This window comes from Bariatricus sp. HCP28S3_D3 (assembly GCF_052065755.1).
In the GTDB taxonomy this organism is placed as follows: domain Bacteria; phylum Bacillota; class Clostridia; order Lachnospirales; family Lachnospiraceae; genus Allocoprococcus.
In genome coordinates this window covers 23,934-38,483 of sequence record NZ_JBQHTK010000027.1, presented here as the reverse complement: position 1 = coordinate 38,483, position 14,550 = coordinate 23,934, and the positions used below count along the sequence as shown (strand labels likewise).

The window sequence follows — 14,550 nt, the reverse complement described above, 5'->3', positions numbered from 1 at the left end:
AGGGCAGAGGTGGAAGTGCAGTAATGCATGGAGCTGACTGTTACTAATCGGTCGAGGGCATAACCTGAGCAAACAGGCAAGAAGCGGAAAAGCATGAGTGGAAGAGACGGGAAGGATGCTTGCATCCGGAGCGGATCTTGCAGGAATGCGTGTCCATTTGTTACCAAATGGACAATGAGAGAACGAAGTTCTCGAATGGTTTCCGCGGAAAGTAAGTTTGAAATGGTAGGATAGGAAGAATGGATGGAGAGATAAAACTTTGTATGTGGTTTTGAAGGTATATATACCTTTTAAGTAAGGCCCGATGGCTCAGTTGGTTAGAGCGCCGCCCTGTCACGGCGGAGGTCGTGGGTTCGAGTCCCATTCGGGTCGCTAGTTCTTACTCAAAATGTGAGAGCTGCCTCAGATTATTGATGAGGTGTTAATGTTATGGGATCATAGCTCAGCTGGGAGAGCATCTGCCTTACAAGCAGAGGGTCATAGGTTCGAGCCCTATTGGTCCCATAGATATGCCGATGTGGCTCAATTGGCAGAGCAGCTGATTTGTAATCAGCAGGTTATCGGTTCGAGTCCGATCATCGGCTTTTTGGATGGATTCCCGAGTGGCCAAAGGGGGCAGACTGTAAATCTGTTGGCACCGCCTTCGGAGGTTCGAATCCTCCTCCATCCATTGTACATTTTATATGTACATTGAATTAAATAAATTATCGCGGGGTGGAGCAGTCTGGTAGCTCGTCGGGCTCATAACCCGAAGGTCGTAGGTTCAAATCCTGCCCCCGCAATTTCGCCCAGATAGCTCAGTCGGTAGAGCAGAGGACTGAAAATCCTCGTGTCGCTGGTTCGATTCCGGCTCTGGGCACTTGTCTACCAAGACAATTTAAACTGGATGGAGCATTAGCTCAGTCGGTAGAGCACTTGACTTTTAATCAAGTTGTCCGGGGTTCGAATCCCCGATGCTTCATTTTTTAGACCGTATTATTGTTTCTAACAGTAATGCGGTTTTTTCTTTATACAATGATAGTGATAGTAATTTGCAGGAAGGTAGGTAGTGAAGACAATGAAATCATCTGTAGAATTAGATAAGATGTTAATGAGTATTAACCGTAAAGGGTATCCTGCTTATAAAGAATTAAAAGGAAGTTATCAATTTGCGGGATTTGTACTTCATATTGACCATGTACAGGGAGACCCGTTTGCTGCACCTTCTAAGTTAAGCATTCAGGTGAAAAAGGATCAGGCTGGTTTTCCTCTTACTATGTATGATACAGATTATAAAAGGATTGCTCTTCAGGATCATTTGACCAGATTATTTACTAAGTCTGTCTCTTCTTATACGTTTCAGGCAAAGGGATCAGGAAAGAGTGGATTGATTGGTATCAGCAGATGTGGTCAGGAGATACTGGAGAGAACAGCATTTAAAATTGAGAATGGAGATCTATTGGTAAGGTTTGAAGTTGGCTTTCCGGCAAACGGACGGACGATTAATGCTTATGAGCTAAAAAAGATTTTATTTGAGTATCTTCCTGATGCTGTTAAGAAGTCATTATTCTATGAGAATATTAATAAGAATGAAGTTCGTCGGGTAGTTGAACTGGCAGAAGATCAACATACAATACGAGAAGAACTGATTAGGAGACATCTGGTAGCATTTGTGGCAAACGGGTCTGTTCTTCCAAGAGAAAGTGGTATTTCTCAAAGACCGATGAAAAATGCAGTGAAATTTCAATCACCTGCGAGTATGGAAGTTGAAATGAAGCTTCCGTATGCAGGACTTGTTAAGGGAATGGGAATCCCGAAAGGAATTACATTGATTGTCGGAGGGGGATATCATGGAAAATCTACTTTGTTAAAAGCTCTGGAACATGGAATTTATAATCATATAGCAGGCGATGGGAGGGAATATGTGATTACAGATGATACAGCTGTTAAAATCAGAGCAGAAGATGGTCGTGCAGTATCTCATGTTAATATTTCTCCATTTATTAATGATTTGCCAAATAAGAAAAATACCGTTGATTTTTCAACAGAAGATGCAAGTGGTTCAACTTCACAGGCGGCGAATGTTGTAGAAGCGGTTCAATCAGGAGCAAAAACATTATTAATTGATGAAGATACCTGTGCTACGAATTTCATGGTCCGTGATTGCCTTATGCAGACTGTTGTTTCGGGAGATAAAGAGCCGATTACACCATTTACCCTTCAGGCGAGGGAGTTAAATGAAAAGCACGGTATATCGATTGTTCTTGTTGCAGGAAGTTCGGGATCCTATTTTTATATTGCGGATAAGATTTTGCAGATGGATAATTATCAGACATTTGATATTACGGAAAAAGTCAAGAAAGTGATTGCAAAGGTTCCGGAAGATAATATAGAGGCAGAAATAAAAATTCCGATCAGTGTTATTTTTGATAAAGATAAATTTCGCAGGATTGCCAGATCGAAACGCCTTGATAAAAAAAGAGACCAGGTGAAAATCAAGCAGTTTGGAAAAGACAGTTTTTCAATTGGTAAAGATACTGTGGATTTGAAATATGTGGAGCAGATACTGGATTCGGAACAAACGACGACGCTTTCTCATTGTTTGAAATATTTACTGGAACAGATGGAGAGACAAGAACAGAATGTGGATGTGCTTGTGGAAAAATTATGGAATCAGCTTCGGATATGTGGATTAGAGTTTTTGTGCCAGGGAACGTATATCCCGTCCGGGATGGCTCAGATTCGAAAACAGGATATTTACGCATGTGTGAATCGTTATAGGGGATTGTTGTAAGAGTTATAAGGGGTTATTATGAATTATGCAGATTTTTTTCTGAAAAATCAGGCGAAAGAAAAAAAATACAGGAGACGCATTGCCGCATTTTTGGTTACAGTGCTTCTTCTTAGCAGTGCAATTCCTTTATATGGAAATGCGGAAGATACAAAGCCGGTTGATATGACGCAAAGTGAGCCTTCTCAGACTTCGGAAGCCGAAGAGGCAGCCACTCAGAAGGCGTACGAGATGACAGTAGATTCCAATGCATGGAAGGATTGGCCGGAAGGACCTAAGACATATGGTGAGGCCGGGATTGTGATGGATGCAGAGAGTGGAGCTATCCTGTATGCGAAAAATATTGATGGAAAGGGCTATCCTGCGAGTATTACAAAAATTTTGACAGTATTGATTGCATTGGAAAATGGACAATTAGATGATAAGGTCACGGTGACAGACGATTGTATCAATTGTCTTGGATATGGATATGCTCACATTGGATTAAATCCGGGGGAAGAGATTTCTTTAAAAGACGCGCTGTATGCGGTTTTGCTCGCATCAGCAAACGAAGCCGCATATGCAATTGGTGAGAGTATAGGGGAGGGATATGACTGGTTCATACAGGAGATGAATTCCCGATGTAAAGAGTTGGGAGGTCTGAATTCCAATTTTGTCAATACCAACGGACTGGAGGATCCGAATCACTATACGACAGCAAGGGATATGGCGTTGATCACAAGGGAGCTTTTGAATAATCATCCGGAATTTGAGGAGATCTGTCAGACAATGCAGTATACGATTCCCGCAACGAATTTGACATCAGAAACAAGAACGTTTCAACAAAAGCATCAGATGTTTTATGAGGGAAATGAGTATTATGATGCGAGGGTCATTGCGGGAAAGACAGGCTATACAGATCTGGCATTGAACACTCTGGTTACTTGTGCAGACGATGGAAATCGAAGACTGATTTGTGTTGTTCTACGTACACATGGAAGAAATGTTTATTCAGATACAGAGGCACTTTTGAATTATGGATTTGACAATTTCCAGAAGGTTAGTATTAAAGAAAGAGAGAAATCGGAAGATATTAAGAGTATCGATGAAAATGCATATGTGTTACTTCCTTCCGGTGTGGAATTTGAAAGTCTTGAGATGAAACTGATCCCTGATTCTAATGATAAAACGGCGGGAATCGTTGAGTATACTTATGACGGCCATCTGGTTGGGACGGCATCTGTCCAATTCAGTGATGTGTATCTTGAAAAGAATGAACCGGAGATGAAGCCAGAAGAAAAGAAGGAAGAACAAAAAGAAAACAGTGTCTGGAAATGGATTATATGGATCGTTGCGGGGATTGTCATATTGGGAATCATCTTTTTTCTGTTTTTACTGGCTGTTGCTGTTAAAAGGAAGAAGAAAAGAGAGGTACAGAGGCGTCGCAGAATTGCCAGAAAGCGCAAAAGACAGCAGGAAGAAAAATATAGGCAGATGTCGGGTGAAAGAAGGCGAGAAAGAAGCCGGAGAGATACCAGAGACAGATATGAACGATAACTATACAAACTGCGGAATTTTACAGGAAAAATCCGTCAAAAAGCTGAAAATCCAAGAAACCCTTGACTCGTCAAGGGTTTCTTTATTATAATAGCTACGTAAAAGAGAAAAACTATGACGAAGACAGTAGAATATATTTCAAAGACAAAGCGAATCGGTGATGGTGAGAGACCGGTGCGAGTAGGATATATTCGAATATCACTTCTGAGTTGCAGTCCCCGAAAGTGGTATATGAGTAAGGGATGCCGGTATTTCCTCCGTTATAGGAAACTCATATGTTGGTATGCAGTAACAGGTGGTTAACGATGCATAAGCTTTCGTCCTATTACAGGAGGAGAGCTTTTTTTATTATAGGATGTCAGCTAACCTATATTTATTTCACTGCGTATCTTATGGTGAAGAAACAGAAAAGGCTGAAGATTATGAAAGGAGTACTGACATGGCCAAGTACAAGAAAGTGTCAACAGATTTGAAGTTTGTTGACAGAGAAAAGGCAATTGAAAAATTCTGGGAAGATAATCATATTTTTGAAAAAAGTATGGAAAACCGGAAAGAAGGAGAGACCTATACCTTCTATGATGGTCCTCCGACTGCGAATGGAAAACCGCATATCGGACACGTGCTGACACGTGTTATCAAGGATATGATTCCGAGATACCGCACTATGAAGGGATATATGGTTCCTCGTAAAGCTGGTTGGGATACTCATGGTCTTCCGGTAGAGCTTGAAGTGGAAAAGCTTCTGGGACTGGACGGAAAGGATCAGATTGAAGAATATGGTCTGGAACCGTTTATCAACAAATGCAAAGAAAGTGTCTGGAAATACAAAGGTATGTGGGAAGATTTCTCAGGTACGGTAGGGTTCTGGGCGGATATGGAACATCCTTATGTAACTTACGATAATGATTTCATTGAATCCGAGTGGTGGGCTTTAAAGCAGATCTGGGATAAGGGACTTCTTTATAAAGGATTTAAGATCGTTCCTTACTGTCCACGCTGCGGAACGCCTCTGTCTGCACAGGAAGTAGCGCAGGGGTACAAGGATGTCAAAGAACGTTCTGCGATTGTTCGATTCAAAGTGAAGGACGAGGATGCTTATATTCTGGCATGGACGACAACACCATGGACACTTCCTTCCAATATCGCACTTTGTGTAAATCCGTATGAAGATTATGCAAAAGTAAAATGTGCGGACGGTAATGTTTATTATATGGCATGTGCACTTCTGGACACGATTCTTGGAAAATTTGCAGAAGAAGGAAAGCCGGCATATGAGATTCTGGAGACATACAAAGGACAGGATCTGGAATACAAAGAATACGAGCCGCTTTATCAGTGCGCATATGATTGTGCTTCAAAGCAGAACAAGAAAGCTTTCTTTGTGACATGCGATACCTATGTTACTCTGACAGACGGTACCGGAGTGGTTCATATTGCTCCTGCATTTGGTGAGGACGATGCAAAGGTAGGCCGGAAATATGATCTTCCTTTTGTACAGCTTGTTGATGAAAAAGGAAATATGGGAGAGACGACTCCGTTTGCCGGATTGTTTGTAAAGAAGGCTGATCCGGAAGTGCTGAAGGATCTGGAAAGCCGCGGACTTCTCTTCGATGCTCCGAAGTTTGAACACAGTTATCCACATTGCTGGAGATGTGATACACCGCTGATCTACTATGCGAGAGAATCCTGGTTCATCAAGATGACGGATGTCAAAGACGATCTGATTGCAAATAACAATACGATCAACTGGATTCCGGAAAGTATCGGTAAAGGGCGTTTTGGAGACTGGCTGGAAAATGTTCAGGACTGGGGAATCAGCCGTAACCGTTACTGGGGTACTCCACTGAATATTTGGGAATGTGAATGCGGACATCAGCATTCCATCGGAAGTATTGCTGAATTAAAAGAAATGTCAGATAATTGTCCGGATGATATTGAACTGCATCGTCCATATATCGATGAAGTAACGATCCGTTGCCCGAAGTGCGGAAAGCCGATGCACCGTGTACCGGAGGTTATTGACTGCTGGTTCGACAGTGGTTCTATGCCGTTTGCGCAGCATCACTATCCATTTGAAAATAAAGAATTGTTTGAACAGCAGTTCCCGGCAGATTTTATTTCAGAGGCGGTGGATCAGACAAGAGGATGGTTCTATTCTCTGCTTGCGATATCAACACTGATCTTCAATAAGGCACCGTACAAGAATGTTATCGTTCTGGGACATGTTCAGGATGAAAACGGACAGAAGATGAGTAAGTCAAAGGGTAATGCGGTCGATCCGTTTGAAGCTCTGGAGACATACGGAGCAGATGCGATCCGCTGGTATTTCTATGTGAACAGTGCTCCTTGGCTTCCGAACCGTTTCCATGGAAAAGCGGTTATGGAAGGCCAGCGCAAATTTATGGGAACTTTGTGGAATACCTATGCATTCTTTGTACTGTATGCAAATATTGATGATTTTGATGCAGCAGAATATACATTGGATTATGATAAATTGTCCGTAATGGATAAATGGCTGCTGTCTAAGCTGAATACTTTAATCAAAGTAGTGGATGACAATCTTGAAAATTACAGAATTCCGGAAGCTGCAAGAGCACTTCAGGATTTTGTAGATGATATGAGTAACTGGTATGTAAGAAGAAGCCGTGAACGTTTCTGGGCAAAAGGAATGGAACAGGATAAGATCAATGCGTATATGACCCTGTATACTGCACTGGTTACTGTTTCCAAGGTAGCAGCGCCGATGATTCCGTTTATGACAGAAGAGATATATCAGAATCTGGTGAGAAGTCTTGATGAAACCGCACCGGAAAGTATCCATCTTTGTGATTTCCCGGTTGCCAATGATGCATATATCGATAAAAATCTGGAAGAAAATATGGATGAGGTCCTCAAAATTGTTGTTATGGGACGTGCATGCCGTAATACTGCAAACATCAAAAACCGTCAGCCGATCGGCAAGATGTTTGTAAAAGGAATTGGAGAACTTCCGGAATTTTATCAGGATATCATTACAGACGAGCTGAATGTGAAAAAAATGGAAATTACGGAAGATGTTCGTGCATTTACTTCTTATACATTCAAGCCGCAGCTTAAGACGGTAGGACCGAAATATGGCAAGCTGCTGGGGGGAATCAAGAACGCACTGAATAATCTTGACGGAAATGCAGCAATGGATGAACTGAACGCAAATGGTGTTTTGAAGCTTGATGTGAATGGGCAGGAGGTTGTATTGGCTACGGAAGACCTTCTGATTGATATGAGTCAGGCAGAAGGATATGTATCTGAGAGTGATTATGGAATTACGGTTGTTCTCGATACGAATTTGACAGAAGAACTTCTGGAAGAAGGTTTTGTAAGAGAAATCATCAGTAAGATCCAGACAATGCGCAAGGAAGCAGACTTCGAAGTAACAGATAAGATCAAAGTAACATATGACGGAAGCGAAAAAGCAGAGTCTGTATTTGAAAAATTTGCCGATGAAATCGGACAGGAGACTCTGGCGGTCAGCGTTGAAAAAGCTGTTCCGGCAGGTCATGTAAAGGAATGGAAGATCAACGGTGAAACAGTTAATCTGGGAGTAGAAAAGAACTAAAGCTTACGAAGGGAGAACATAATGTATAGTAAAAGATTTGAGAAAGAAGCATTTAAGAAAGAAGTAAAGCATAATGTGCGTACACTGTATCGTCGTGAAATCGATGAGGCAACACCACAGCAGATTTTTCAGGCTGTATCTTATGCAGTGAAAGAAGCAATTGTGGATGACTGGCTTGCAACACAGAAGACATACGAGAAAGAAGATCCAAAGACTGTTTATTATATGTCAATGGAGTTTCTGATGGGACGCGCACTTGGTAATAACCTGATCAATATGACCGCTTACAAGGAAGTAAAAGAAGCGCTCGATGAGATGGGAATCGATCTAAATGCAATCGAAGATCAGGAACCGGACGCAGCACTTGGAAATGGTGGTCTGGGACGTCTGGCAGCTTGTTTCCTGGACTCTCTTGCAACTCTGGGATATGCAGCATATGGATGCGGAATTCGTTATCGCTATGGTATGTTTAAGCAGAAAATTGAGAATGGTTATCAGGTAGAGACACCGGATAACTGGCTGAAAGACGGTAATCCGTTTGAGCTTCGCCGTGATGAGTATGCAAAAGAAGTTCGTTTCGGCGGAACGATCCGCGTTGAATACGACGAGAAGACAAAGAGAAATTACTATATTCAGGAAAACTATGAATCCGTACTTGCAATTCCGTACGATATGCCGATCGTTGGATACGGAAACCATGTAGTCAATACGCTCCGTATCTGGGATGCAAAAGCGATTACAGAATTTAAACTTGATTCCTTCGACCGTGGTGAATACCATAAAGCGATCGAACAGGAAAACCTGGCTAAGAATATCGTAGAGGTTCTGTATCCGAACGATAATCACTATGCAGGAAAAGAGCTTCGTCTGAAACAGCAGTATTTCTTCGTGTCAGCAAGTTTGCAGGCATTGATTGAAAAATATAAAAAGAAACACAGCGATATCCGCAAACTGTACGAGAAAGTAACGATTCAGATGAATGATACGCATCCGACCGTGGCAGTTGCCGAATTAATGCGTCTTCTTATTGATCAGGAAGGTCTGGAATGGGACGAAGCATGGGATGTCACCACGAAAACGGTTGCTTATACAAACCATACAATCATGTCAGAAGCGCTTGAAAAATGGCCGATCGACCTGTTCTCAAGACTGCTTCCGCGTGTTTACCAGATCGTGCAGGAAATCGACCGCCGTTTTGTAGAGCAGATTCGTCAGATGTATCCGGGTAACGAGAATAAAGTTGCAAAGATGGCAATCCTTCGTGACGGACAGGTGAAGATGGCACACCTTGCAATCGTTGCAGGTTACTCTGTAAATGGTGTTGCAAAGCTTCATACAGAGATTCTGAAGCATCAGGAACTGAGAGATTTCTATGAGATGATGCCGAATAAGTTTAATAACAAGACAAATGGTATTACTCAGAGAAGATTCCTTCTTCATGGAAATCAGCTCCTTGCTGACTGGGTAACCGCACATATCGGAGACGGATGGATCACCGATCTTTCTGAAATGGCTAAGTTAAAACCACTTGCTGATGATCCGAAGGCGAGAGCTGAATTTATGGACATCAAATATAAGAATAAAGAGCGTCTTGCTGCTTATATTCTGGAACACAATGGAGTGGAAGTTGACCCGAGATCTATTTTTGATGTACAGGTGAAACGTCTTCATGAATACAAACGTCAGCTTCTGAACATTTTACATGTTATGTATCTGTATAATCAGATTAAAGAACATCCGGAAATGCCGTTCTATCCGAGAACCTTTATCTTTGGTGCAAAGGCTTCCGCAGGATATATTCGTGCAAAACAGATCATCAAGCTGATCAACTCTGTTGCAGAAGTAGTAAATAATGACCGTTCTATCAATGGAAAACTGAAAATTGTCTTCATTGAAGATTACCGTGTATCTAATGCAGAGTGGATCTTTGCAGCTGCAGATGTCAGCGAACAGATTTCTACCGCTTCAAAAGAGGCATCTGGAACCGGAAACATGAAATTTATGCTGAACGGAGCTCCGACTCTCGGAACTATGGATGGTGCAAACGTTGAGATCGTGGAAGAAGTGGGAATCGAAAATGCATTTATCTTCGGCCTCAGCTCTGATGAAGTTATTAATTACGAAAACCATGGTGGATACAATCCGCAGGAAATTTATTTCAACGATTGGGAACTGAAGCGTGTAGTAGATCAGCTTATGGATGGAACCTATTCTCATGGAGATCATGAAATGTTCCGTGACCTTTACAACTCTCTGCTTAATACACAGGGAAGTCCGAGACCGGATATGTATTTCATTTTGAAGGATTTCCGTCCTTATGCAGAAGCGCAGAAGAGAGTAGAAGAGGCATATCGTGATACGGACCGCTGGGCAAGAATGGCACTCCTCAATACTGCAAGCTGCGGTAAATTCACATCTGACAGAACAATTCAGGAATATGTGGATGATATCTGGAAACTTGATAAAGTTACTGTTGAACCTGAAGAATAAGAATTCATAAATCAGGGAAACCTCTCATACAGTGGTATGGGAGGTTTTACTGTTATATGAAGAAATGGATCAAACAGGCAGGGTATTTTCTTGTTATTATGATACTTTTGCCTTATATTATAACGGTTTTTCTGAATGGAAGTCAAATGACAGCATCAGTCGGAACTGCTTCAATTTATGTGAAAGTAGAAAGAAATGAGAAGACAGTCAAACTGACGCTCGATGAGTATGGGATAGGCGTTTTGGCAAAAGAAATGGATGCGGATGCCGGTATGGAAGCGTTGAAGGCACAGGCAGTGCTGATTCGGACAAGTATCTGTAAAAGCATACAGGAAGAAGGAAGTGAAACGGTTCTAAAAAAGGGGTACTGGACAAGAAGTCAGATGAAGAGCAACTGGGGAGCCAGTGACTATGCAGAAAAATATGACCGTATTCAGGAAGCCTGGAATGACACGGAAGGGAAGATTTTAATTTACAATGGAATGCCGGCTCTTACACCGTATCATAAGCTCAGCAATGGGAAAACACGTTCTGCGGCAGAAGTTCTGGGAACGGAAGAATACCCGTATCTGCAGGTAAAGGAATGTCCCGCGGACGTGGAATCTGAGGATGCCATGACGACACAGATGATCCAGGGAACGGATATGGAGGTCACGGGAACGGACAGTGCTGGATATGTGACGGAAGTGCGTTGTGGGAAAGAAACCGTAAAAGGGGAGGCATTCCGGGATACATATCATCTCGCTTCGTCCTGCTTTACTTTGCAGGAATTTGACGGTCAGATCGGGGTCACTTCGAAAGGAATCGGGCATGGACTCGGAATGAGCCAGTATACGGCTGAACAGATGGCAGCAGACGGCAGTTCTTATCAGGATATTTTAAATTATTTTTTTGAAGGAACGACTCTGGAGGAAGTTGTTGAAATTGTCACAAGCACAGACATTTCATAAAAAAATGAATAAGGCTCTGTTTTTCTGGCAAAAATATTGTCAGAGGTGATAAAATATGAATAAGAAACAGCGACTTTCTCAGAAAGGGAAAAAACAGGCGGCTTATGCTCTGGCAATCTGTTTTTCAGCAGTTATTGCGATTACCGGAGCCTATACATGGAACAGCTACAAGGAGAAAACAAGCAAAGAACTGGAGCTCGCAAAGCAGGAAGAACAGGCAGAGGCAGAGAAGGAGATGGCAGAGGCAGCTAACTCTACAGACGGAGTAGAAGCAAAGCAGGAAGATACTTCGGATGAAGCTTTGCCGGAAAATGAGACTGCGGAAGGAACTGAAGAAACCGAAAACACTGATTCGGTGACGGAGACGGCAGGAGAGACGGCACAGGTCTATTTTACAGAGTCGGACCAGCTTCTGTGGCCGGTTAACGGGAATGTGATGATGAGCTACAGCATGGATAAAACCGTGTATTTTCAGACGCTGGATCAGTATAAATACAATCCGGCAGTCATCATTGCGGGTGCAGTCAATGATAATGTTATTGCAGCAGCTCCCGGAATCGTAAAATCGATTGATGTACTTCCTCAGACAGGTACCACGATCACTGTGGATATGGGTAACGGATATGAATGTATTTATGGTCAGCTCAAAGAAGTACCAGTCTATGTCGGTGATTACGTGGAGGCCGGAACTGTACTCGGATATCTGAGTGAGCCGACCAAATATTACAGTGTTGAGGGATGTAACCTTTATTTCGAAATGCGAAAGGACGGTCAACCGGTGGATCCTATGGATTATATGGATCTGGAAGACTAAAGATCAAAAAGGATGAAGAAGGGCGGAACATTGCCGGAAAAATAGAAATCCGGAATGTTTCGTCTCTCTTTTGGAGACAGGTAAAATGAACTATACATATATCGTAAAATGCAGGGACGGAACGCTCTATACCGGCTGGACGAATGATATCGAAAAAAGGGTCCGGGCACATAATGAAGGGCGGGGCGCGAAATACACGAAGTCCAGACGACCGGTAGAACTGGTTTATATGGAGAAATTTCAGACGAAAGAAGAGGCTATGAGCCGCGAATATCATATCAAGAGAATGAGCCGGGAAGAAAAGAAACGGCTCATAGCAGAGTATGAACCGTCTCTTTCTGACAATAATTGTGATTCAATGGAGTAAATATCTACAATAATGAATACATTACAATGAAATGGCAGGCACTTCCGCCCATGACAAACAGGTGGAAAATCTCGTGGCTGCCAAAATTCTTGTGCTTGTTGTTAAAGATCGGGAGCTTTAATGCATAGATGATTCCTCCGATCGTGTAAATAATGCCGCCCGCAAGAAGCCATGCAAATTCGCTTCGGGTCAGATTGTTCAGAATCTGGCTGAAAGCAAGTACACAGGTCCACCCCATTCCGATGTAAAGAATGGATGAAACCCATTTCGGACAGTATACCCAGAAAGCTTTGATCAGAATCCCGATGGCAGCGATTCCCCAGATCAGGGCGAGCAGCATCATGCCGGTTCTGCGTTCCAGGACCAGCAGGCAGATCGGGGTATAACTTCCGGCTATCAAGACAAATATCATCATATGATCTATTTTCTTTAATACGGTTGTAAGCTTCTCGGAGCAGATAAATGTGTGGTAGGTGGTGCTTGCGGCATACAGAAGGATCAGGCTCACGGCGTATATGGTGAGTGATATGAGATAGATCCGCTGTGGCTCGTGTGACGCTTTGATGAGAAGAGGAACAGCTGCAAAAATTGCCATAAGCATTCCAATAAAATGGGTGATTGCACTTCCGGGGTCTTTGATATGTCTGGTCATAATGATTCCTCCCTTATTTAGTATATGACAACATATAAATAAACGTTAAAATGGTTATATTATTACATGTAGTTTTCAAAACTACATTAAGTATATGTGAATATTACACCTTTTATTCGGAAAATGCAAGAGGAAAATGTAAAACAAAAAAAGGGCTGGCAATTTGCCAGCCCTAAGAGTATTTCTAGTAATTTTCAACTTTTCTTTCAAAGTAAGCCTTCGGATGAGCACATACCGGGCATACTTCCGGAGCTTCTTCTCCGATGTAAATATATCCGCAGTTATTACATTTCCATCCAAGAGGAGCTTCTCCTTCAAATGTTTTTCCAGCTTTGTAGCTTTCAAGTAATTTGTTATAACGTCTTTCATGGGATGCTTCTACTTCTGCAACAAGCTCAAATTTGGCGGCCAGTTCTTCAAAGCCTTCTTCTCTTGCTTCCTCAGCCATACGTTTGTACATTTCTGTCCATTCATAATTCTCGCCTGCAGCAGCGTCAGCCAGATTTTCTTCTACATTTCCGATGCCATGGAATTCTTTGAACCACATTTTAGCGTGTTCTTTTTCCTGGTTAGCGGTCTCTTCGAAAATATTTGCCATCTGTACGAATCCTGCTTTTTTGGCAGCAGAAGCATAATAGGTGTATTTGTTGCGTGCTTCAGATTCTCCGGCAAATGCTGCCAGCAAATTCTGCTCTGTTTTTGTTCCTGCATATTTAGACATAATAAATTCTCCTTTTTATTCTTCCATTTATCTTAAAAAAAGGACTGTAGAAAGAAATCTACAGTCCTTAAGAGTTGCTAAATTATTTTAGCCAAAGTATCTCTTTAACAGACCTTCGAATGCTTTTCCGTGACGAGCTTCGTCTCTTGCCATTTCATGAACTGTATCATGGATTGCGTCAAGGTTAGCAGCTTTTGCACGTTTTGCAAGATCAAATTTACCAGCGGTAGCGCCGTTCTCAGCGTCAACTCTCATCTCAAGGTTCTTCTTGGTGCTGTCTGTTACAACTTCGCCTAATAATTCAGCGAATTTTGCAGCATGTTCAGCTTCTTCCCAAGCAGCTTTCTCCCAGTATAATCCGATTTCCGGATATCCTTCTCTGTGAGCAACTCTTGCCATTGCAAGATACATACCAACTTCGGAACATTCACCTTCAAAGTTTGCTCTTAAATCAGCAAGAATGTCTTCGCTAACACCCTTAGCAACACCTACAACGTGTTCAGCAGCCCATTCTCTTTCGCCGGCCTGCTCTTTGAACTTCTCAGCGCCAACACCACAAACTGGACATTTCTCCGGTGCTGCTTCTCCTTCGTAAACGTAGCCACATACTGTACAAACAAATTTTTTCATGATTGTAATCTCCTTTTCTTATTTA

10 protein-coding genes and 7 tRNA genes are annotated in these 14,550 nt (G+C 42.3%); 14 read left to right on the top strand and 3 right to left on the bottom strand.

The annotated features are described in order from the left end of the window. The first annotated feature begins 298 nt into the window (after nt 1–298). The 14 genes from ACTNB3_RS13980 to ACTNB3_RS13915 all read left to right on the top strand — a co-directional run bounded on the left by ACTNB3_RS13980 (nt 299) and on the right by ACTNB3_RS13915 (nt 12,522). Nucleotides 299–372: transfer RNA gene (locus ACTNB3_RS13980), tRNA-Asp, on the top strand. A 59-nt stretch (nt 373–431) separates the two neighbouring features. Next, a tRNA-Val gene (locus ACTNB3_RS13975) sits at nt 432–504 on the top strand. 7 nt (nt 505–511) lie between these two features. After that, nucleotides 512–584: transfer RNA gene (locus tag ACTNB3_RS13970), tRNA-Thr, on the top strand. 4 nt (nt 585–588) lie between these two features. Continuing rightward, a tRNA-Tyr gene (locus ACTNB3_RS13965) sits at nt 589–670 on the top strand. Nucleotides 671–708: 38 nt separating this feature from the next. After that, a tRNA-Met gene (locus ACTNB3_RS13960) sits at nt 709–782 on the top strand. Between the two features lie 4 nt (nt 783–786). Then, nucleotides 787–859: transfer RNA gene (locus tag ACTNB3_RS13955), tRNA-Phe, on the top strand. 29 nt (nt 860–888) lie between these two features. Then, nucleotides 889–961 (top strand) — tRNA-Lys (locus ACTNB3_RS13950). A gap of 96 nt (nt 962–1,057) precedes the next feature. Beyond that, nucleotides 1,058–2,773, top strand: a complete 1,716-nt coding sequence (locus tag ACTNB3_RS13945; RefSeq protein ID WP_441026352.1) for an ABC-ATPase domain-containing protein — start codon at nt 1,058–1,060, stop codon at nt 2,771–2,773. An 18-nt stretch (nt 2,774–2,791) separates the two neighbouring features. Beyond that, nucleotides 2,792–4,306: a D-alanyl-D-alanine carboxypeptidase family protein gene (locus ACTNB3_RS13940; protein WP_441026350.1), complete on the top strand. Its 1,515-nt coding sequence runs from the start codon at nt 2,792–2,794 to the stop codon at nt 4,304–4,306. Between the two features lie 439 nt (nt 4,307–4,745). Further along, nucleotides 4,746–7,901: an isoleucine--tRNA ligase gene (ileS, locus tag ACTNB3_RS13935; RefSeq protein WP_441026348.1), complete on the top strand. Its 3,156-nt coding sequence runs from the start codon at nt 4,746–4,748 to the stop codon at nt 7,899–7,901. A 21-nt stretch (nt 7,902–7,922) separates the two neighbouring features. Then, complete coding sequence (locus tag ACTNB3_RS13930) at nt 7,923–10,391, top strand: glycogen/starch/alpha-glucan phosphorylase (protein WP_441026346.1); 2,469 nt, start codon at nt 7,923–7,925, stop codon at nt 10,389–10,391. A 56-nt stretch (nt 10,392–10,447) separates the two neighbouring features. Next, nucleotides 10,448–11,341, top strand: coding sequence for a SpoIID/LytB domain-containing protein (locus tag ACTNB3_RS13925; RefSeq protein ID WP_441026344.1), 894 nt, complete (start codon nt 10,448–10,450; stop codon nt 11,339–11,341). A 55-nt stretch (nt 11,342–11,396) separates the two neighbouring features. Continuing rightward, complete coding sequence (locus tag ACTNB3_RS13920) at nt 11,397–12,155, top strand: peptidoglycan DD-metalloendopeptidase family protein (protein WP_427808373.1); 759 nt, start codon at nt 11,397–11,399, stop codon at nt 12,153–12,155. An 85-nt stretch (nt 12,156–12,240) separates the two neighbouring features. Beyond that, nucleotides 12,241–12,522, top strand: a complete 282-nt coding sequence (locus ACTNB3_RS13915) for a GIY-YIG nuclease family protein (RefSeq protein ID WP_427808375.1) — start codon at nt 12,241–12,243, stop codon at nt 12,520–12,522. Between the two features lie 4 nt (nt 12,523–12,526). On the opposite strand, the gene trhA is transcribed toward ACTNB3_RS13915, so the two are convergent. The 3 genes from trhA to ACTNB3_RS13900 form a co-directional block, all read right to left on the bottom strand. Then, nucleotides 12,527–13,174 carry a PAQR family membrane homeostasis protein TrhA gene (gene trhA, locus ACTNB3_RS13910; protein ID WP_441026341.1) on the bottom strand — a complete coding sequence of 216 codons (648 nt, stop codon included), beginning with the start codon at nt 13,172–13,174 and terminating at the stop codon, nt 12,527–12,529. A gap of 184 nt (nt 13,175–13,358) precedes the next feature. Next, nucleotides 13,359–13,895, bottom strand: coding sequence for a rubrerythrin (rbr, locus tag ACTNB3_RS13905; RefSeq protein WP_427808379.1), 537 nt, complete (start codon nt 13,893–13,895; stop codon nt 13,359–13,361). Nucleotides 13,896–13,982: 87 nt separating this feature from the next. After that, on the bottom strand, nt 13,983–14,525 hold the full coding sequence (locus tag ACTNB3_RS13900) for an NADH peroxidase (RefSeq protein WP_427808381.1): 543 nt from the start codon (nt 14,523–14,525) through the stop codon (nt 13,983–13,985). Nucleotides 14,526–14,550 lie beyond the last annotated feature (25 nt).

Coding starts and splice junctions, on each gene's coding strand:
- rbr (WP_427808379.1), bottom strand. CDS start 13,895: ATGTCTAAATATGCAGGAACAAAAACAGAGCAGAATTTGCTGGCAGCA.
- ACTNB3_RS13930 (WP_441026346.1), top strand. CDS start 7,923: ATGTATAGTAAAAGATTTGAGAAAGAAGCATTTAAGAAAGAAGTAAAG.
- ileS (WP_441026348.1), top strand. CDS start 4,746: ATGGCCAAGTACAAGAAAGTGTCAACAGATTTGAAGTTTGTTGACAGA.
- ACTNB3_RS13945 (WP_441026352.1), top strand. CDS start 1,058: ATGAAATCATCTGTAGAATTAGATAAGATGTTAATGAGTATTAACCGT.
- ACTNB3_RS13925 (WP_441026344.1), top strand. CDS start 10,448: ATGAAGAAATGGATCAAACAGGCAGGGTATTTTCTTGTTATTATGATA.
- trhA (WP_441026341.1), bottom strand. CDS start 13,174: ATGACCAGACATATCAAAGACCCCGGAAGTGCAATCACCCATTTTATT.
- ACTNB3_RS13900 (WP_427808381.1), bottom strand. CDS start 14,525: ATGAAAAAATTTGTTTGTACAGTATGTGGCTACGTTTACGAAGGAGAA.
- ACTNB3_RS13940 (WP_441026350.1), top strand. CDS start 2,792: ATGAATTATGCAGATTTTTTTCTGAAAAATCAGGCGAAAGAAAAAAAA.
- ACTNB3_RS13915 (WP_427808375.1), top strand. CDS start 12,241: ATGAACTATACATATATCGTAAAATGCAGGGACGGAACGCTCTATACC.
- ACTNB3_RS13920 (WP_427808373.1), top strand. CDS start 11,397: ATGAATAAGAAACAGCGACTTTCTCAGAAAGGGAAAAAACAGGCGGCT.